This is a genomic window from Leptospira borgpetersenii serovar Javanica, from assembly GCF_003046425.1.
Lineage (GTDB): Bacteria > Spirochaetota > Leptospiria > Leptospirales > Leptospiraceae > Leptospira > Leptospira borgpetersenii.
The window spans coordinates 120,431-140,582 of sequence record NZ_QAJG01000008.1; the positions used below are offsets into that span (position 1 = coordinate 120,431).

21 protein-coding genes are annotated in these 20,152 nt (G+C 38.7%); 11 read left to right on the forward strand and 10 right to left on the reverse strand.

The genetic code is table 11. From position 1 onward, the window contains the following. Positions 1-141 precede the first annotated feature (141 nt). A complete protein-coding gene (locus CLV95_RS08445; protein WP_002727630.1) occupies positions 142-1,116 on the reverse strand; it encodes an alkaline phosphatase family protein in 975 nt (324 codons plus the stop codon). A 58-nt stretch (positions 1,117-1,174) separates the two neighbouring features. Between CLV95_RS08445 and CLV95_RS08450 the strand changes: the two genes are divergently transcribed. From CLV95_RS08450 to CLV95_RS08470, 5 genes are read left to right on the forward strand one after another with little or no spacing between them, the layout of a single operon-like run. Next, positions 1,175-2,107, forward strand: a complete 933-nt coding sequence (locus CLV95_RS08450) for a hypothetical protein (protein WP_002727606.1) — start codon at positions 1,175-1,177, stop codon at positions 2,105-2,107. Next, entirely contained in the window at positions 2,104-4,212 is a 2,109-nt protein-coding gene (locus CLV95_RS08455) for a hypothetical protein (RefSeq protein WP_002734865.1), read from the forward strand. Before CLV95_RS08450 ends, CLV95_RS08455 begins: the two co-directional genes overlap by 4 nt. 18 nt (positions 4,213-4,230) lie before the next feature. After that, on the forward strand, positions 4,231-4,833 hold the full coding sequence (locus CLV95_RS08460) for a hypothetical protein (RefSeq protein WP_002727637.1): 603 nt from the start codon (positions 4,231-4,233) through the stop codon (positions 4,831-4,833). Next, entirely contained in the window at positions 4,833-5,027 is a 195-nt protein-coding gene (locus CLV95_RS08465; RefSeq protein WP_002627857.1) for a hypothetical protein, read from the forward strand. The genes CLV95_RS08460 and CLV95_RS08465 overlap by 1 nt, the downstream gene beginning before the upstream one ends. Further along, the gene (locus CLV95_RS08470) at positions 5,024-5,440 is read left to right on the forward strand and encodes a hypothetical protein (RefSeq protein WP_002727640.1); all 417 of its coding nucleotides are present in this window, start codon (positions 5,024-5,026) and stop codon (positions 5,438-5,440) included. Before CLV95_RS08465 ends, CLV95_RS08470 begins: the two co-directional genes overlap by 4 nt. Here the strand turns inward: CLV95_RS08470 and CLV95_RS08475 are convergent. The 4 genes from CLV95_RS08475 to serC form a co-directional block, all read right to left on the reverse strand. Continuing rightward, the gene (locus tag CLV95_RS08475; protein ID WP_002735033.1) at positions 5,402-7,174 is read right to left on the reverse strand and encodes a hypothetical protein; all 1,773 of its coding nucleotides are present in this window, start codon (positions 7,172-7,174) and stop codon (positions 5,402-5,404) included. The genes CLV95_RS08470 and CLV95_RS08475 overlap by 39 nt on opposite strands. An 11-nt stretch (positions 7,175-7,185) precedes the next feature. Further along, on the reverse strand, positions 7,186-7,623 hold the full coding sequence (gene rpiB, locus CLV95_RS08480; protein WP_002727586.1) for a ribose 5-phosphate isomerase B: 438 nt from the start codon (positions 7,621-7,623) through the stop codon (positions 7,186-7,188). A 152-nt stretch (positions 7,624-7,775) separates the two neighbouring features. Continuing rightward, a complete protein-coding gene (locus CLV95_RS08485) occupies positions 7,776-8,363 on the reverse strand; it encodes a hypothetical protein (RefSeq protein WP_002727636.1) in 588 nt (195 codons plus the stop codon). After that, positions 8,363-9,454 carry a 3-phosphoserine/phosphohydroxythreonine transaminase gene (serC, locus tag CLV95_RS08490; protein ID WP_042716709.1) on the reverse strand — a complete coding sequence of 364 codons (1,092 nt, stop codon included), beginning with the start codon at positions 9,452-9,454 and terminating at the stop codon, positions 8,363-8,365. The genes CLV95_RS08485 and serC overlap by 1 nt, the downstream gene beginning before the upstream one ends. A 158-nt stretch (positions 9,455-9,612) precedes the next feature. Here serC and CLV95_RS08495 point away from each other — a divergent pair, with 158 nt between their 5' ends. Further along, positions 9,613-11,283, forward strand: a complete 1,671-nt coding sequence (locus CLV95_RS08495) for a P83/100 family protein (protein WP_002734823.1) — start codon at positions 9,613-9,615, stop codon at positions 11,281-11,283. Positions 11,284-11,528: 245 nt separating this feature from the next. On the opposite strand, the gene fliE is transcribed toward CLV95_RS08495, so the two are convergent. The 3 genes from fliE to flgB form a co-directional block, all read right to left on the reverse strand. Further along, the gene (fliE, locus tag CLV95_RS08500; protein WP_002727580.1) at positions 11,529-11,912 is read right to left on the reverse strand and encodes a flagellar hook-basal body complex protein FliE; all 384 of its coding nucleotides are present in this window, start codon (positions 11,910-11,912) and stop codon (positions 11,529-11,531) included. A gap of 2 nt (positions 11,913-11,914) precedes the next feature. Next, positions 11,915-12,376, reverse strand: coding sequence for a flagellar basal body rod protein FlgC (flgC, locus tag CLV95_RS08505; protein WP_002627830.1), 462 nt, complete (start codon positions 12,374-12,376; stop codon positions 11,915-11,917). Between the two features lie 65 nt (positions 12,377-12,441). Continuing rightward, on the reverse strand, positions 12,442-12,873 hold the full coding sequence (gene flgB, locus CLV95_RS08510; protein WP_002730962.1) for a flagellar basal body rod protein FlgB: 432 nt from the start codon (positions 12,871-12,873) through the stop codon (positions 12,442-12,444). 121 nt (positions 12,874-12,994) lie between these two features. Here flgB and CLV95_RS08515 point away from each other — a divergent pair, with 121 nt between their 5' ends. The 5 genes from CLV95_RS08515 (at position 12,995) to CLV95_RS08535 (ending at position 17,817) form a co-directional block, all read left to right on the forward strand. Beyond that, positions 12,995-13,285: an STAS domain-containing protein gene (locus CLV95_RS08515; protein WP_002727566.1), complete on the forward strand. Its 291-nt coding sequence runs from the start codon at positions 12,995-12,997 to the stop codon at positions 13,283-13,285. A 102-nt stretch (positions 13,286-13,387) separates the two neighbouring features. Further along, complete coding sequence (locus CLV95_RS08520; protein WP_002736339.1) at positions 13,388-14,086, forward strand: LIC10301 family lipoprotein; 699 nt, start codon at positions 13,388-13,390, stop codon at positions 14,084-14,086. 35 nt (positions 14,087-14,121) lie between these two features. Next, the gene (locus CLV95_RS08525; protein WP_002734820.1) at positions 14,122-15,174 is read left to right on the forward strand and encodes a tetratricopeptide repeat protein; all 1,053 of its coding nucleotides are present in this window, start codon (positions 14,122-14,124) and stop codon (positions 15,172-15,174) included. 677 nt (positions 15,175-15,851) lie between these two features. Then, on the forward strand, positions 15,852-16,661 hold the full coding sequence (locus CLV95_RS08530) for a fatty acid desaturase family protein (protein WP_002734972.1): 810 nt from the start codon (positions 15,852-15,854) through the stop codon (positions 16,659-16,661). Between the two features lie 4 nt (positions 16,662-16,665). Continuing rightward, positions 16,666-17,817, forward strand: coding sequence for an MBL fold metallo-hydrolase (locus CLV95_RS08535; protein ID WP_002734874.1), 1,152 nt, complete (start codon positions 16,666-16,668; stop codon positions 17,815-17,817). Positions 17,818-17,954: 137 nt separating this feature from the next. Here the strand turns inward: CLV95_RS08535 and CLV95_RS08540 are convergent, their stop codons facing one another. Continuing rightward, a complete protein-coding gene (locus CLV95_RS08540; RefSeq protein WP_002727570.1) occupies positions 17,955-18,371 on the reverse strand; it encodes a YbaN family protein in 417 nt (138 codons plus the stop codon). 654 nt (positions 18,372-19,025) lie between these two features. Continuing rightward, a complete protein-coding gene (locus CLV95_RS08550) occupies positions 19,026-20,000 on the reverse strand; it encodes a dienelactone hydrolase family protein (RefSeq protein WP_002735072.1) in 975 nt (324 codons plus the stop codon). Positions 20,001-20,152 lie beyond the last annotated feature (152 nt).

Genomic DNA, 20,152 nt, shown 5'->3' on the forward strand with positions numbered 1-20,152 from the left:
ATTTATAAAAGTTTAGTTTCTAATTTATGGGAACCTCTATAAAATCAAAAAACAACGGGGCGTTATAAGGAATTCTTATGAGAAACCGCTGTTTTACGACATTCGAGAATTCTAAAATCTCTTTTATAAAGATTCCTTATGTTAAATAGTCGTCTCGTTCTTCATGAATTCCTCATCTTTGAGTTCAATATCGATTCCTAAAACGTCGTAGATTGCGGAAGGAATGTCCACAATCGACCGAATCTTTTTTTCCATTTGTGAAGTGTATTTTCCGTAAAGAATCGTTGGAACTTGGTTAAGAGTATGAACATCCACGCTCAAATTTTCTAAGTTTCCGTGATCAGAAGTAACGATTAGTTGATCCTCTTTCGAATTCAATTCTTCTAATACTCCTATCAAAAAAGATTCCAACTCGCCGATATATTTTTCAGCCGCTTCCCAATGCATCTTATGACCTATTTTATCCGTTAGAAAAAACTCATAAATACAAAGAGTGTAATTATCCTCTTTGCAATTACGGATAATGGACTTCCCGGTTTTATACGGATCTCGAATTTGAAACAATTCGTCGGAATCGTTCAAATAACCTTTGGAGAATTCTTTCAGATATTCGTGAGTAATGTCCATGTAGAGGCCTTTGCCTTGACGAAGATCTTCCATTCCCTTGAGCGGTTTATCACTTGCCATTTGAATTAAAGTGGAAGCCGAAAGGTGACGGGGATTTTTTTTCACGTGTTCACTGAATGCGGGAGTGTAACAATTCAGAAGATCTGCTTTAAAACCGTGTTCTTCCAAAACTCGAATGATGGAATATTTACTGATGATTTTTTTGAGGGTAAATGTAGGAAATCCACTTAGATGTCTTTGAAGTACCTTACAAGCGTTGATTCCCGTCCAAAGAGAAGTCTGACCGGTGGCGCTTTGAGGAAGGCCTTTGATTCCCATGCTTGCATCCGTTTTTAGGAAAATTGTATTTTTAAGCGATTCGGGAGCGTTGTCCGGAATCGACTTCCCCGCAAGCGGTAGGAAGAACGAATTCGCATATCTGGAAAATGGATTTGTTTCCGGATCATCGGGTCCGAATCCGATCCCATCGATAAACATATAAAAGATCATAATATTCTGTCCGGTTTTCTTCTTTCAGGTTAGACCAAAAGGGCCGATACTAAGAGCAGTGACGTCCAATTTTCACAGAAAAATCGCCTTGGTTTTGACTCTAATTCTATTAGGGCTGATTCCGATTTCTATCCCTTTTTTCAAGGAAGAGTGGAAAGAATCTTCTATGAAGTTTTCCTTGAACCCGGTAGGAAATGAAGGATTTTTAAAGCGGGATGATTTTTTAAAAGTTTGGTCGCAAGCCCGGAAAGCTCCTCTTTTAGAAGTGGGTTCTAAAATAGAATATACAATTCGAATTTTTTCCCTTCCACGAGACGCAAAGGAGTTAGGCGAAAGTTTGTTAAAAAATTTTGGACTACAATCGATCAAAGTATATGATTCATCGTATCGTCTCGTATATTCCAGTGAAGAGACGAAGGAAATTTTTAACGGGGATCTTCGTTTAGGGGACTTGAAAATTTTACCTTCCGAAATCAATTTCGACAGTTCCGGAATTCCGATCTATCGAAGTAAAAACGGAGAATGGTTTCTTTGGATGAAAGGTTTTATTTTAGGGAAACATATATCGCTTCCGTTTAACATCAGAGATAAACAAGTCTATTGGATTTTTAAATCCGAAAGTATAGGGAATAATTCTTTAATCGCTTCGAATGATCTTAGGTCGCTTAACTATCCGGATAATCTGGAAGAAATATTGGCAGAGTTCAATAAACCTGCAATTGAATGGAAAGATCGTCCTCTTTGGGAAAAAAATAAAATCGGCGATCACGTGATTTTTCTTTCGTATGACAAAGGATCCAGAGTAAAACAATTGTTTCAGATTCTTGTATTCGTGTCTTTTTTACTTGGGAGCTGCGGATTAGGAATCATATCCTCCACTTTGATTCATTCGATCATAGTGGAAAAGGAATTTGATCGAAAGGAGAAAGTTCTTAAGTTGAGGGACGTTTTCCTGAGGATTATACTGCTTCTGAAAAGGGATTTTTCATGACCGGACTCAAGCTAAGAATCGCGATTTTAACCGTATCGGTCCTTTCTTTTTTTTACTATGTGTTCATTCCGTATTTTCCGGATGGAGTATATTATAAAATTAAAATGAAATCCGTTTTTTCGAATCTGAACGAAGAGTTTCGTCGTCTTGAAGCGGGGCTTAGCAAAGTAAACTCTTCTTCGGAATTGGAAAATCTACAGTTGGAATTTCCGATCGTTTCCGGTTTAACGTTTGTCTCGGAGTCGGATCTCGTTTCCCGCAAAGATGCAGAAGGAAAACTTCTGGCGGAAACCTTAAAAGCGGGGACAAGTCGTTTATTATTTTTGAAACCCTCTTTAGTATTTTGTCTTCCCAATCTTAGGGAGAAAAAATTGATTCTCGCCGAGTTCAGAGAGGATTTGTTTCGTGTTTCTTTTTCCGGAGCTGAATCCATGTTGATTCCGGACTTGAAATTCGGGAGTTATGTGGAACCTGGAAAACGATATGACGGCTTGAATCAGGGTCGGATTTCTTTTCTTTTGATCGATGAGATGAATCGATCCCAAAGTGCTGTTCATCGGATTCAAATCGGCTCCATTCCGTTTATCGGGTATTATTACGCGATGCCTGAAAATTCTTACGGATTTTTAAAGGGGATTCTCATCTTAAAACCGGGAAGTGAAGGACTTTTCTTTTTATTCCTTTCTGTATTTCTCGCCATACTATTTTTGATCGATCTAATGATCCGAATTCTAAGGATAAAACGGAATCTTTTTACGAGTAAGGAAGGAAAAGAAATCCAGGAGATTGTAGGACGGATCTCGAAGGGAATCGACAGACTTCAAACTGCCAAACAAGAAGCTCTGGAATCGGTAGAAAAGGAAAAGATAGAAGAGATACAAACTTTAACCTCGGAAGAGGTAGATTTGGACTTAAATAATTCTTCGATCAGTTTAAAGGAGGTCAAGCGGGAAGACGGCCCTTCTATTTTTGTCCTTCCTTTTGAGTTAAAAAAAGAAGGTTATATTTCTCCCGCCTTTTTAAGAGATCCCGAAAAATTCAAAACACATACGGTTGTTCCGCCAGAAATAGAAAAAAAACGTTCCGAAATTTTTACTCCGGAATTAGAGGATTTGATCTCTAAAGTGAGCGAACCTGTCCGTGAAAAATCCCCTTCTCCGGTGGAAGAAACCGCTAAATCGGACTCAAAGCCGATGATTCGTTCCCGCAACTTGGAGTTGGGTCCGGGTTATATGAAGTGGTTGGGTACTCTTCAGATTCGGGACCGAAGAAAAATTTTGGAAGTTTTGGACGAACTTAGTTACGGGTTGGAATCTGAATATTCGTTTATTTTAAAATACTATACTTCGGTCTTTTCAAGCCTTAAACTTTTCGGATTTTCGATCCACTATTACGATAGGAGAAACGGAAGTTATAGTCCTTTCGTGACTTACGGACTGAAAGAACGCACGTCCGAAAATATGATTTTTCTCTACGACGATCAATATATCGGAAAAGAATTAGGAACGTATTCTTGCATTGAAATCACCGAAGAAAAAAAGATGGATCGTTTTTTCAGAAAGAAATTCGATCCGATTGATTTGGAATCTTGTATTTCCATTCTTACGATTCCCTTATCCAATTTTGGAATTCCGTTTCGATTTTTTCTATTTTTCAAAGATTCGCTTATGGAAGAGAACGCTCAGGAAATCGAAAATTTGATTTTTCATTCTTTGGAGCCTGTTATTCCCGCGTTCGAGGAACACGATCGAAAAATTTTGGGAGAGTTATTTCGAGACAAACGAGACGTCGTTTCTTCCCGAATTCATTTGATGAGAATTGCAACAGACGGTGAAAGGGGACTTATGAAATCTTTTCGAATGGAATTTCATGGAAAGGATTTTAAAAAACTCGAATCTCTACGCAAAAAAATGATGTCTCAGATTTTCGAAATTATCGATCCCGAAGATATGTGTTTCGGAATCGGAGTCGGAGCGTTCGGTTTATACACAAAAAAGGATTTGGGAGAACGGATACGTTCTTTGGCGGATCAAACCGGAAACGCCTACGATTTTATAGTGGACGTTTATCCGGAAAGCGGAAAGAATCTTTTCACATACCTGTAAGTTTTTTTCGATTTCATTATGATTTTTATTCGTTTATCAATCTGGTTTTTGTTCTTAACGTTTTTTTGTTCTTCGATTTTTGCAAACGAAGAAAATCGGAAAGAATGGAACCGTGCGGTTAAAGAAAAAATTCTCAAGATGAACGAAGCGCAGGAAGAAACGGAATCGATTCCTTATCTCCAAAAGTTCGTGGAAAAAAATCCCGCAGATTTGACCGTTAAACTTTGGTATGCGCGGGCTTTGTTCTATCGTAAGGATTTGGAAATCCCCGGATATGCAGAGGATATTTTTTCTAGGATGGAAAAACTTAAGAAGATTAAAGGAAATTATCTTCTCGCGGCAAAAACGTTCGAGGAAGTTTTGGAATATCTTTCCAAAGCGACTCCGAGAGATCCCGATCTAGGTAAATGGCATTTTTTATGGGCGATGTCGGAGTGGTACGCCGGAAGAGAAGATAGGGCGATTCAGATTTTTAAGAAATCTTTTAAATACGACTTTAGATTGAACGAAGCGAACTATAATATCGCATGTATCCATCAAGGTCTGGGTCAATTGAAGGACGCAGATATCTATTTTAGAATGTATCTTAAAAATGATAGAGAGATGAGAGAAGAGAACTAATGGCGAAAGTGGACAAACGATTTCAGCTTCTCATGGCGGAGGAAGAGCTGGAACTTCTCAAAAAAGAAGCGGAAAAAAGGAAACTTTCAGCCGGTGAGATGTTGAGATTATCTTTGAGAAACGAAGTGTATCGATCTGATTCTTACGAAAGGTTGGAAGCTCTCCGTATTCTTGCAAATCTAAAAGAAGAATGAAATATTATCTTTCCAAGTCCTTATTGGAAAATCTTGTTTGGGATTCTTCCGGCTTAAAAACGATTGTCACAAATTCGGTCGAAAGATTGATCAAGGAACAACATTTTTTTTATACAGGTACGATTTCCATTCTTCCTTTACTGGAAAAAGAAAAAGACCCTATCAAAAGAGAAATCTTTTGGAATCAAACGAAACGGCTTTGTTTGGACATTTTGGATTTTAGATCCGAAAATCTTTCCTTGGCACAAAAACTTTCCAAAGAATTCGGAGATTTGGAATTAATTTGGAACGAAATTGCGATCGCGATCGAAAAGGATTTGGACGGTTTTATCACCGTGGATAAAAACTTACCTGATCAGAAAATGATTAAGGTTTTACTCGCTCAAGAAGTAAACTTCGACGGGATCGCTTAGGGCGGAAATTTGATCTTTTCCGGTTTGGAAATGATAGAACTTGTTGTAAGCGCTTATCCTAAAAAAGTAGGTCGTTCCTTTCTTTAAAAACAATTGATTCTTTTCCAAAAGAATTTCCGAGTTCAAGGAAATGGTTCTATTGTCCACACAGGCCGAGAGTTTATTATAATATTCTTGAATATTACCCGAATTTTTTCCCGGAGGAAGTCCCGTGATCGGATCGAGATAATCGGAAGCCGGGTGTTTGGGGCGGTTTTTTTTATTCGGTACTTCGTTCGACGAGAAGGTTCCACGGATAATTCCTACCATTCGATCCGGATGGATTCCGTAATGAATAAAATAACCGCCGCCGTTGATTACGTCTCTTTCCGGATTGGATTTCCAGCTCAAACATACGCTCGGTCCGAAATCGTCCACTCCATCTTCCGCAACTTTTAAGCCGAGAGGGCGTATGGGAGGATTCGTCTCTCGAAATGTTAGGGATATGTTTTTTAATTCGGGGGTTTGATTTCCGTTCGGATCGGCTTTGAGTTTAATTCTCCATTGATAGTATCGGAATGGAAGTAGGTCTTCTTTGTCTTCCGAAATCCCTAAGAACTTCTTAAGGGAATTTTTCAAAGGAATCCTGTAGAGATCGGGTTCGAGGGAATGTATTTTATAATTTTCTAATTTTCTTAAGTCTAGGTTAATCCATGCGGGAGATTCCGAGTTGGGAGTAAACGGTGTCGGAGATACTCTGAAATACAGTTCCATTGCGGAAGAAGTTGGAATTGCCGCTTTCAACTGAATCTCTTCCAGAAAGGAACTCGAATGAGAGCTTTTGTAAACGGGAGAGATTCCGGTTCCGAACTTGGATTTGGAAGTATGAGTTTCAGGATCAAAATTTTGGGCGGAAAAGGAAGAATCTTCCGAATTCGGTTTTCCTTGAAAGACCGCGAAATTTTCCATCCAACCATAATACGAACTGGCGATTCGAAAGGAAGTTGTATCATCGGGATGAAATCCGATTCGAATTAAACTTTGATTGTTTGGGATTGAACCTCTCGCCGACTCTTTGCCGTTAAGATATAATACAATTTCTCTGTCTCCGGGATTGAAATGGAGAAGAACTCGATTCCATTGGTTCTTTTTCAGAGTTGTATTTGAAGTTAGATGCAGTGAAAGAAAACGTTTTTCTTCCGTTTCAAAGAAGGAATAAAATCCCGCTTTGAGTCGATCGTCTACGATCTTTAAATTCCAACCGTAACTATTTCCGGATGTTTCGTAAAGTTTGGAAATCAAAGTTGCGTCTTTTTCAACCGTTCCCGGGAGAAAGCTGAAGCTGATATAAAATTCCTTCGTTAGATCTTTGGAGGTTAAAAGGCCCAAGTTGGAATGTGCGATTTTAATTCCGGTCCGTTTTCCAGAAAAACGCGCGCTTCTTTTCGAATAAAATACGTTTTCCGGATCCGGGAAATAGGAAGACATAAGAACTTTATAATTTCCTGATAGATCTTTCAGGTTAGAAGGATCCCCAGACTCAAAATTCAAATAAAGATCGGAACCGGCGCTACGATTTCTAGTTTGTAGTTTTAGAATTTTATTGTTCCCGTTTTTCCCCGAAAGTTCGAGTCCGTTTTTTTGTAAGTCTTCCAACGGAAGAATTTTGGTTTCGGAAAAAAGTGAAAAAGATGAAAGGAAGAGAAGTAAAACGGCGAGAGAAACGCTGACTTTAGAATTTGAAATCAATTCCATTCGGTTTTTTGTTAAGAATTTAAAGATTCGAGTTGATTGACTCTTCTTTCGTGACGGCCACCTTCAAAAACGGTATTGACCCAAGTACGAACGATATTGAGCGCGAGTTCCTTGCCGACGATTCTTCCGCCCAAAACGAGAACGTTTGCGTTATTATGGCGTTTGGACATTTCTGCGGTGAACTGATCGTGACAAAGTGCGGCACGGATTCCTTTCATGCGATTTGCGGCAATGGAAGCTCCGATTCCGGTTCCACAAAGAGCGATTAAACCTTCTACTTCTTTGGAAAGAACTTTTTTACAGGCTTCCGAAATGACGATCGGATAATCCACTGAGGTTTCGTTTTTGGTTCCGTAATCTATGATTTCCAATTCTCTGGAAAGAGAGTCGCGGAGAAATTCCTTGAGTTCAAAGCCTCCATGATCCGAGGCGATTCCGATTTTTTTCATGACCTATATTGGTTATGTTCCGACTTGATTCAGGTTTCAAGCAAATAATTCTTTTAATGTTTAAATCATCCCATCGAACGATCCTAAGCTTTAAGGTCGGCTAATTATACCAATGTCGGTTCTTTACGAAAACAATAAGCGGACAAGTCGGTTTAAAGAACGGAATTTTTGTAAGTTTTAGGCATCGCATCCCAAAACTCCACTTGAAGGAGGAATAACGAAAGATAGATCATCGAAAAATTTTCTTCGGAGATTTTTTCTCCTTTGAGTGCGAAACCGGTCGCATGGTTGAGCCGGGTCAAAAGCTCTTTTTTTTGTTTGAGGTATGTCGTGAGAAGTTCCCATTCGATCGAATTCAAGGACCTTGTCTTTTCATCCGAAAGAACGTAATTTTCATAGTAAGAATTCAGTTCTTCGTATGTGAATAGATGACGATTCCAATCCAGAAGAAGTTTTGCATGATCCTCCTCTGATAGATTCTTGGCTTGAATACAGGAGATCGATTGAAATCTGGATTTTCCTTCTTTGTACGAGATCGTTTCTGCGATCCTTTTTTTCTCTTCCAAGGGAAGAGAGGATTTATATAAGTTCGAGAGTTCGGAAGAAGTAATCTCGTTTGTAAAACAATCCTGAATCGGGGATTGTGTATTGAAATTCAGTCCGGAAGCAATAAGACTTCCGGAATAAATTCCGATCGATATCGAGGTCAAAAAGATATTTCTAAAAGGTGAAAATTTCATCAAGTTTTGGATTCAAATTCCTTCATAAAAGAGACGAGTTTTTGAACGCCTGCCAGAGGCATGGAATTATAAATCGAAGCTCTAAATCCTCCCACCAATCTATGTCCGCCTAAACCGTGCAAGCCGTTCTTTTCCGCTTCGTCCAAAAACTTGGAATCCAAATTCTTGTCTCTGAGTAAAAATACCACGTTCATCTTGGAGCGGGATCTTTTTTGAACCGGGCATGTATATAAGGACGAAGAATCGATAAAGTCGTAGATTAAGTTTGCTTTTTGCTCGTTAACCTTTTCGATAGCTTCGATTCCGCCTAACTTTAAGAGCCACTCAAAAACGAGTTTAGCGATATAAATAGAATACGTGGCAGGAGTATTGTAAAGAGATTGGTTCTTTACCATCACGGAATAATCTAAAAGAACCGGAATTTTTCTTCCTGAAATTCCGAGTAGATCGTTTCGGATAATTGCGAGACTGAGTCCGGAAGGCCCGATGTTTTTTTGAGCGCCGGCAAAAATGATTCCGAAATCTTTCACGTTGATTTTACGGGATAATAGTTCGCTCGTCATATCGGCAACGAGAGGGACCCGTTTGATTTTAGGGAGTTCGGGATATTGAGATCCGTAGATTGTATTGTTAGAAGTAATATGAAGATATTTTCCTTTTCCGGAAAGGTTTGCGTCGGTCAATACCGGAGTATCTGTAAAATGATTTTCCGTCGCGTCGTGGATAACGTTGACTTCGTTGAATTTAAGACCTTCTTCCCAAGCTTTTTTTGTCCAGATTCCGGTATGAGCTATGTCGAAACTTTCTCCTTCTTTCAGAAGATTGAGAGGTAAAGCGGAAAAATGTAAAGTGGCTCCTCCCGAAAAAAATGCGACGGAGTAATCGTCTTCAAGATCGAGAAGCTCGCGCAAAAGAATTTCTGCTTTTTTGATCACATCTTCAAAAAGAGGTTCTCTGTGACTGACTTCCATAACGGACATTCCGGAGCCTTTATAGTTTAAGAATTCGGCCGCTGCGATCTCCATTACTTCGTTGGGAAGCATCGCCGGACCCGCGCCGAAATTGTAGATTCTTTCTTGGAACAAATACATAAGGGATAGGTTACAAAAGGGAGGTTGGGGATCAACTTTCTTCCGACAAAGAAAACTCCGGATCGGGAAAAATCCTTGTCTCGATAGAATGCCTGAGAATAACATATTCTCCGATCAAACGAGTCTTTCACTTTGGGAAATAAAAGGAGAATTTTAGAATGTTCAGAATCTGGTTCGTATTTGTATGTTTTGCTTTTTCTTTATCGTTATTTTCTCAGGATAATTCCAAACTCGGAGAAAAGGAAATTCGATCTTCTCAGAGAGTTCGGTTTATCAATCGATCTTCTGCGAGAGCCGGTGAGGAAGTGCGGGGAACCAACGAAAAAGTAGGTTCAGGTCTTGCGGACATTCTGAAAAAAGAGCCCGATAAAACTCATACACAAGGTGGAATTAGTATAACCAGAATTGTTCCCGAGGGAAAGAAATTTGGAGCGGACGTTTTTGCGATTTCGGAAGATTCCGATTACGGACATGTCAATTCGATTCAAAGAATCCTCGCCGGATTTGTAAAATCTAACTTCGGTTATGACGACAAAAATTCCGAGATTCTCGCCACTTATATTTTATATTACAATGCCATTCATAGGAAAGATAAGAGTTATATCGGAAAGAAATATTCCAATTCCGTAATTAAGTTTGTAAACCCGAATTCCATCGGAATTTCCAGACGTTATTCCGAATGGCCTGGAAAAACTCAGATTTTGATTCCTCTTGTCGAAGACGTTCTCGGTAAAGACGTTCATACGGACGAATTGGAAGACGAGGTCAATAAGGAGTTGGATAAGAAAAAGGAAGGGCAGTCTGAAAAGGATAAGTTTGGCGATCTTCAAAACGAAAAAAACAGGAAAGAACTAGAGGAAGTAAAGCGTAGAAAAGAAGAGAACCAGAATAAACAAAAAGAAATTTCCGATAGGGAAGTAAAAACCGATAAGGAACTCCAAGAGCTCAATAAAGATCCGGTAAAAAATAAAACTCAGATCGCAGAAAAGAAAAAGGAAAAAGAACAGATTCAAAAAGAAAAGGAATCCGCTCAGAAAGAAGAGCAAAAGTTAAAGGAAAAGGAAAAAGAAGTCGTTAAAAAAAACGAAGAGAGGAAGAATAATAAGACGGATTCTACTTCTACTTCTTCCAACTCTTCAAGTTCCTCTAAATCCGATTCTAAGAGTAATTCGGGTGATAGTAAATCCGGAAGTGATTCCGGTAACAAGAAGTCGGAGGCGGAGTTGAAGAAAGAACTCGCGGAAACTAAAAAGGAATTAGAAATCAAAAAGGAGGAAGAAAAGAAAAAAGAGGAATTCGATAAGAATGTGGTCGGAGGAAAAATTCTTTTCTTAAAAACTCTGAAATACCTGGATAAGGGACATTATAATAACGAGCTCCAGGTTTTAGATCCCACCAAGGACGACACGATTTTTAGAGGGGACTTCAACAAGATCTGCGGTAGGACTTTCGAGATCGTGGATGGAAAGGCTTTGGTCATAGGTTTTGAAGACGGTCACTCTTCCAATCATAAGTTGATTTTGATCGATCAGGAAACCTTGAAGCCGACTCTTTCGGCGACGGACAATATTTTCTGGAGATCTCCTATGATCGTAAAAGGTGATGAAATCTACGCCTTTGAAGAAGTTGAGGAAAAATATTATCTTTCACGTTTCGGCAAGGATCTAAAAAAACAGGCTAAGTCTTCGGAAGAGATTAGTCCGAATTCGAACGTCACCTTCTATGGTGAAAAAATTTATGTTACCGGTAAGGAAGAAAGTTCCGGTAGTATTCAGATCACCGTTTTTAACAAAGCGGATCTGAAACTGATTAAGAAGATCAAGCCGTAGTCTCAACTAAACCGTGGGTTTAAAAAAATCAGCCGTCGCGCCTTTTTTAGGTCGACGGTCTTTTTGTGTTTTTATCGCGGTTTGAAATTGTAGGAGTTCCTACATTCTAAGAACGGTGTCGCGGCAAAGTTACATGCAAAAACCAAAACACAGATCGGACAAAATATACTCTTCCAATTCTTTACAAATCCCTAAATCGATTTGGAAGGTAATTTGTGGGGTTGTCCGGTTAGGACAAAAAAGCCTTATCTTAAAGAAGTGAGTTCTCTATAAGCACGGACTACTCCGTCGGCGATCGTCTTTGTGAATGTCAGAGCCACTCTTGCTTTTTCGGAAGCGATCATCACTTCGTGAGCGTCTACGGAGTTCGGATCGAAAACCATCTTTTGAGTCAACTCGTCCGCTTCCACTTGAAGATCGTTTACGGAAGTTAGGGCGTTTTTCATCGCCTCCGAAAAACTTTCCGCGACGTAATCGGGAGAAACCGGTTGTTTTACGTCTTTGTAATGTCTATCCTCCGTGGTGAAAACGTTTACCTTGTCGCCTTTCGGACTGAGTGGATGAGGTTTGTTTCCCGTATAACCAGAGTTATATGTATACCAAAGAGAGGAATTAGAATTGATTTCCATGATTAAGCTCTACCTATTTCCAACGCCTTATTGAACATCGCTTTGGATCCGTTGATCATTTGAACATTCGCTTCATAGGATCTGGATGCTGAAATCATGTCTGTCATTTCCGTTACGATGTTTACGTTAGGCATTTCCACATATCCTTTTTTGGGGCCGATCTGAATCGCGTCCGGGTGCGTCGGATCATAAACCAATCGAAGAGGGGTCATGTCCTTTTCTATTTTCATTACCTTCACACCCTTGCCTTCTCCGGGAGCGACTCCGAACGGGTAAACCGGACTTCTCCATCTGGTCCTCAAATTGATCGGAGTCATCACGACTCGATCTCTTCTAAATGGACCATCCCCGTTTGTATTTCGAGTCGTGGTCGAGTTTGCGATGTTATTGGAAATAACATCCATTCTGAGTCTTTGAGCGGATAAACCGGTTGCGGAAATATTGATCGATGAAAAAAGTCCCATGCTGCTTCCTAAAAAGTAAAATTATGCCTCATTAAAATGGATGAGAGAAGATTCAATCCAGACTTTTAAGCCATTCTCATAACCTGTTTTAGATCTCTGTAGTTCTGATTGAGTCTTTCGGTCATTATCATGTATTGCATTTGAGAATTGGAAGCTTCCACGACTTCCTTTTCCACATCCACGTTATTTCCGTCGGCTCTCATGGTCGTTAAGTAATCTATGTTTGTTTTCGGCTGAACTTCTCGATAATCCAGAGGTTTGAAAAATTGAATATGACGTTCGTCCGAAATTTGAGTCGGTACTTCTTTCAGAGTTTCGATTTTCTCGGACTCGATCGCTCTTTTTATCATCGATTCGAAGATTACTTCGGATCTTTTGAAATGAGGAACGTCCGCGTTGGCGATGTTGTCCGAAATTACTTTTCTTTTGAGAATAGAATTATTCATTCCTCTTTCCAGGAGATCCTGGGTTTTCATGAAATGGGTTTTCTCGAACATTATTTCTTCTCCCTCCAAAAAATCGGTTGAATTTGCGATTTCCAAGAGAGATTTTTTCCAAGAGAAAGTTTTTTTGTCCGAAGTTTACGGAGCATATGGGGAAACTTTGAAATGAATTTTTATGTCAGAAACACCTGAAACGATCGAAATCACTCCCGATCTTACGACTCTTTTTAATGATTACTATACGTTCAGGAGAATGCTGATGGATGCGATCGATAAAAAACCGAAAAGTATCGTTCTTAACTTGGGAAATATTCCTATGATGAATTCCATTTCAATCAGTTCTCTCGTTTGGTTTTTAAAGAATGCTCGTTCTGAAGGAATTTCCTGTACAATCAGCGCAATTCATCCCGATCTTCTCAATACGTTCGAAATCCTAAGCTTGAAAGAATATTTGGACATTCGATAAATCCTCACTCAATCCTTGAAAATTATTTCCATTCCGTTGGGGTCTCTTGATTTGTTTCTTGGGGGGATATGATTTTCATTGGACAGTGGGGGGCACATTTCTATGTTTGAATCTATGAAAAAGGTCTTTCTCATTTTTGTTTTGATCCCATTTTTATTCGCGGTTTGTAAAAAAAAGGAAGAGTTGATTTTAGGGGATTGGATAAAAGTCAAAAAATGTTCCGAAAAAGGAGAATGTGTAAGTCTTGATAAAGGAAGTCATCTACTTATTCTTCCTGATGGTCTTGCCAAATACGATAATTTCCATCTTACTTATAAAATGAAAGAGGACGATATTAATTTCAATCTTGCCGATCTTGCGTTTGACCTTGAATATAGAATTCTTAAAGTAAACGAGAAAGAATTACAACTCCTCAATAAGAAAGAAGATGGTATTGAATATTTTGTAAAGGGCGAGTTCAGCGAACTTCAGAACGAAAAAGAATTAGAAGAAATCAAATATAAAAAAGAAGAAAATCAAAACAAACAAAAGGAAATTTCCGATAAAGAGTTTCAAGGTCTGAATAAGGGCTCCGTAAAAAACAAAACTCAGATCTCGAAAAGTAAAAGAGAAAAAAAGCGGATCCAAGAAGAGGAGGAAGTCGTAAAAAAAGAAGAGCAGAAGTTTAAAAAAGTCGTTAAGAAGGGAGAAGACAGGAAGAGCAGTAACAATTCTTCGAATTCCTCTAAATTAAATGACTCTAAAAGCGATTCCGGAAAACCTGGAAGCGACAGTAAATCTTCTTCGGGCGAAAAGAATTGAATCAAGTTTGATTCTTTTCGGATAAAGACAATCGTATGAATCGTCTTTTGTTTTCATGTCTGTTATTGATTTTTCTTGCAGGAGAAATTTTTCCGGATGACGAACATGAGAATCATAGTTCTCCCATTTCTAATTTGGATAATTCTCCGGGAAATCTCGACACGGCCCGTCGTAGGGTTCAAATCACCGCTTTGAACACTGAAACTGTAAATCTCATTCGTGCCAACAACCTCGCTAAAGCTTCCGTCAACATAGATAAAATCAGAAAGTTGGATGCAAGTTCGGTGGAATACCACTATTTGAAAGGTTCTTATCTTTACGCGCAGGGAAAATATCCTCAAGCGGAAGATTTTCTTTTGAAAGCGGTTCAGATTCATCCGAGTCACGACCCGTCTTATTATCTATTAGGAATGATCTTTGTTCAAAAGTCCAAATGGGCAAAGTCCTTGGAATATTTTCAGAAAGCGGCGGAGCTTTCCAATTATAATCCGTTTTATAGAATCAATTTGGCGTTGGCTTATTTTGAAACCGGAAACTTTCTTCGAGCGAAGGCCGAAGCGGAAAGAGCGATCGAACTCAAACCGAATTTTAGGGCCGCAAAACTTCTTCTTCTGAAATCCAATTTTCTTTTGGGCAATAAGGCGGATGCTTATTCTCAGTGTGTTGATTTCGTTAAGGAAGGTTTTATATCTCGGGAATACATGTTGATCCATGCGAGACTTGTAATGGAGATTCATCAAAATTATAGAAAAGCGATTGAAATTTACACTCAATACGGAGAACTCCCTTTTCAGGAAAAACGATTTTTAGCTCGTGCCTATTACAATATAGGAAACTATAGAGCGGCAGCCATAACGTATCAAGCTATCGTTCAGTTAAAAATCGCCCAAGAAGAAGACAAGATCGAATACATCCGTTCTCTTTCATTTATTAAAGATTATAAAAGACTCGAATCTTTTGTGAATTCCTGGCTTCAAGAAGAGCCGGAAAAGCGAAGTAAGATTCTAGAGATTTTGGATGTCGCGGAACTTTTGAAGGAGAACGATTCTAAGGTATTTCACATGTTTCCTTCGCGATCTCCATACTGAACGTTTTGAGTTCGCGATCCATAAGAACTGTAACCTTGAAAATGGTTTTGGAATAAGAAGAGAACCGAAAACGCACATTTTTAACTGTTTTTATAAGAGCGGGATTTTACTTGCGAAAAGTATGATTTTCTGATAAATAAAAACCTCTCTAATTTTCTCGCCTGGATTGTTTCCCTTGGGAAGCGGTTCATTGAGTTTGTCCCCAAGTGCGGGAGAAATTCAATAGAGTTGTTGAAAAATTCCATAATCCGGATTAACAAAACTGTTTTAATCGACCGTTTTCGTGAAGCAGAAACGGGTGAAGAATGAACTTTTTAACAACTCTATTCTATTGAACATTCTTTATCATCATGTTGCAGAAATTGAAGCCCGTGCTTCTTATGAGGTGTGTTGTGGAACCGGCGTTTTCTAAAATGAACTTTGTACAAAAAATTTAGAAAATAACGGTATATTTGATGTGGTTCTTTATGGAGATTTTCCGCAAAAGAACACAAAGATAATGTAAAACGACCGATCTTTGGGAAGTTTTTGGTTTTGTGAAAAAATTGCGATGATTTTTCCACCGAAGTTTTGGGACAAGTTATAGTTTTTTATTGTTCAGATTTCCTTACATTGAATTCACCTTAAGTACGATTTTTTTGATTGAAGTAACTTCATAGAATTGAGCCAGTATAAAAATGATACGTCGCCCTACCGATTTACCGAAACTGAACGAATTAAGTTCGACTTTACTGAATGTAAAGTTTTATAAAATCGTTCGGTCTCTTTTGACTCCTTTTGTCTGTTGTGGCGTTTATTTCTATTGTGCAGTACAGGATCTTTGGTTTTTCTCTGTTTGTATTCTTATATATTTAAGTTTCATTACCTACGCTTCCGTCTCCCACGATTTAGTTCATCGTACGCTAAAACTTCCGAAATTTTGGAATCATTTTTTTTTGACCTTAATAGAACTCTTAGCGTTACGTAGTGGGCATGCCTATCAAAGGGCGCATTTACATCACCATCGAACTTTTCCAACAAATAAGGACATAGAGGGGAACGCATCTAAATTGTCGTTTTTAAGCGTTTTGTTTTGTGGAATTACGTTTCAAGTCAAAATTTGGTTATGGGCGCTCAAAGCGGGCGGGCGTAAAAGGACACTTGTTCTGATGGAAGGTTTATTATGTTTTTCGATTATTCTAGGCGCTTTGCTTCTTTATAATGTGTTTCCTATATTTTTCATTTATGTAAGTTTGATGATCGTCGGTAGTTGGGTAATTCCTTTTTTTACTTCGTACATTCCTCACGATCCTTTTCAAGAAGATCTTTTAAAACAAACTCGATTGTTTCGAGGAAGAATCGCTTCCTTTATCGCTATGGAACATCTCTATCATTTGGAACATCACCTTTACCCTACGGTTCCGCATCACAATTGGCCGAAGTTGGCAAAACTACTCGATCCTTATTTCGAAAGAAAAGAAATTAAATCGATTCGATTTTTATTTTAAACCGATGAGATCGTTTCCACCCGTTCCATCGTTATTCCCGAAAAATAACCGAAAAACAATCATTTACTTTTGGATACGTTACTGGACGTTATTTTTTATTTTTCTTCCCTGGATATTGGTCCGGCAGATAGGAATTTCTTTTTCTAATCTATTGGCTGCATTATGGACTTGGAATAAAGAAATTATTTTACTCTCGGATACGTTACGATTAATCTACATGAATAATGTTTCTTCTTTATTCCTGTCCGTGATTTTCGGAGAACGTTTTACGGCTATTCATTACCGTGATATATTGTTTGATCCTGGACCTATTTTTAGTTGGAAAAAAATAAAAAAGTACGTCGCAAGACGATCAAGCGACATTCATACGCTTGTCCTTACCCACGCGCATGAAGAACATGTCGGGAACGTCCCTACGGTTCTTTCCGAACTAAATGTTCCGGTTTATGCGACTTCGGCCACGTTGCAAGCTATAAGGAACCCTGAAAATCTTTCCATAGTGCGCAAAGTATTTATCGGACAACCTATTTCAAATGATACGGAGAATATGAAATCTCTGGAAACTACGGTCGATACCCAGGACGTTTCACTCCAGGTAATCCAATCGCCGGGACATTGCGACGGTCACGCTTCCTTTTATGATTCTAAACATTGTATTTTGTTTGCCGGGGATTCTTTTATGCATACTGTATTTACATCTCCTAACCGCGATGTGTCGGGCGCCGACTGGATTAGAACATTACAAAATTATTGTAATCTGAATATACGCACTATGATTGGTGCTCACGGTTACGTTTATACTTCGGATGAAACGATTCTAAGGAGTCGTTTTGTAGTTCGTCGTAAGGATCCTAAACAAATGATCCTGGATAAACTTCGTTTTATGGAATGGGCTCGTGATGTAGTGATGGAAGGCGAAAGGCGCGGGTTACCCTATTCCGTAATCGAAGCTTGTTTGTTTCCGTGGCAAAGTTGGTGGTCATGGTATACTTGGTTTACGGACGAATCGGGGCGTTTGTTTAGTGCTGGAGAATTTTCTAGGACTCATTTTTTACGGAGTTTTTCATCCTTTCCCGAGAACGTACCTTTTCGATTTCCTATGTTTGCCAATTTGATAAATCGGCTTAAAAAAACTTTAACAAGAAGAATTTTCTGAAAATTCTCGGTTTTTATGCATTAGAAAATCTGCATTTATGTTCGAATCTAAATAATTCGGGAGTAAGGTTTTTTAAAATAAAAATAATGCGTTTGATTCTTACGTCTTATTTTACGTCCATGATCTTTTTCTAAAATTTAGATTCTTGGTTTTGTAGGAATCCGAATCAAATAAATCACTACAAGAATTCCGATCAGTGAAACTAGAATTTTTACCACTAAAATTGGAATAAAGAAAAATACGGTGGTTCCAATCGTCAAAAAAATCATGGAAATCGCGATGATTTTGGCTCTAATAGGTATTGTTTTATGAATCCTCCAATCGCGGATATAAGAACCGAAGTACCGATTGTTCATGAGCCAATTGTAAAATTGATGGGAAGCTCTTGCATAACACGCTGCAGATAAAAGTAAAAAAGGGGTTGTCGGAAGAATCGGTGTAAAAATTCCGATGATCCCTAAAATTAACGAAATAGAACCGGCAATAAAAAGTAAAAAACGAACGATCTTCGAGCTATGCAGATGGACTTCGTCACTATAATCTTTTTTCTCCATATCAGAAACTTGTCCCAAAATCTTAGGATACTCCTCCTAGTCTAATATTAAATATCTATCAATTCCACAGAGAAACGTAATTTGCGGGAATTACTGCTTCCTATGGGTCGCGCTAACTCAAACTGCCGCTTTTCGACCATCACCTTACCCACAATTACTTAGATCTCTTCCGACAATCCTCCGTGAAACAGACTCGGCCCCACCCGCGTTTTGGGTGGAGGGGAGAGGAGGCGGGAAGACTCGGGAGATTTTTTCCTATCAGAAAATCATACTTTTTGCAAGTAAAAAACATCGTTCTTGTCGGAACACTTGAAAAATATCAGTTTTTGATCCTTATGATCCCAAAAGCCTTCTTAATTTGTGGGTAATGTTATACTTTCCTATGGGTTGCGTTTCAGGATAAGTTTTTAATAGAATCGAAATTGTACGTAACAATTCAATTCTTTATTGAAGTGTTACGTTTTGGAACTTTTATTTTAACTGTATCTGTTTCCTTTTTTGTGAAAACATTTATTGGATCAAAGAATAGAATTTATGGCCGCCCTAAAGCTCGATTTTTATTTTTACGAGACTTCCTTTGTTTATTTATAAATGCCTCGCAGAAAAATTGCTTGAAAACGGATTTCATCTTCCTGGAGCAAGATTAAGCTTTCCTTATGGATTATACAGTTGAAAGAAATTAACCGCTTCTTGGTCCGCATTCGGTTTTGCGATCACATCGTTATTGTCGAATTTGGAAGAAACACTTTGGGCCTCGTCGAAGCTATGATGTGTGTTTGGATATACGGTCATCGCGATCGAGTTGTTCGTTGCGGCGCTTGCGCCTAAGGTTTGAGCCCTTGAAATTCTCGTATTGCAATAACCTACTGTATAAAGCGGGTCTGCCCCGGCCGCAAGGATTTTAATATGCGTATACGGAAGATATCGGCTCGCAGAAATTCCACCGAATGCGTTATTGAGTCCGCACCCAGGATAAAAGGAAATAACCGCTTTAAACGGTCTCGGATTTTCCGAGCGGTATTGAGTCGTCGAATTTGTATCCACTGTTGAAAAAACGCTACTCCCTCCGTGAGACCATCCGAGTAAAACGATTTTATCGTTGTTGATAACTTTAGATCTTTTTACGTAACTCAAAGTTGCGTATGCATCCGTCGGTCTGTCCGTAACTTCCGATGTTCCTACGTTGGCCCCGTTATTACATTGATTTTGTTCTGCGTTTCTTGTTGTAAAGCTATCAATTAAGAGAGTAGAATATCCTAAATTTTTTCCTCGGTTGGCCCATTCTGTGTAAAGAGAGGAAGGGGGTTTTGTGACGTCACTATTCGAATGTGCGCCTGCACACCCGTGCATCAGGACGATCAAAGGAAACGGTCCCATCCCTGCCGGTTTCGAGAAATAAGCTTCAAGAATGAATTTTTGAGTCGGATTATAAATTTTAAATTTGTAATTTGTAAGTTCTGTTTCTTGATCGATTAACACCGGACCGGAGATTAAGTCTTGAATATCAGCTTGTTGTGTGATTGTTAGAAGAGCTCCCGCTAAAAGTAGAGGAGATTCTTCATTTGAATTCTTACAGCAGAAAAGAAGAAAAAAGAGGAGCAATCGCGGATTGATTTTGGATAACTTCATGTAAGATACAACAAAGTAGGAGGAAAATCTTCCATTTAAAATGAGAATTTATTTTGAGATATTACGCTTAGTTTTGGGGCAAGTTTTGGTATTATAACGTAATCAAAATTCTAAGAAATTTATGAAAAAGTTTGGAATTTTAGAGTCGGCCT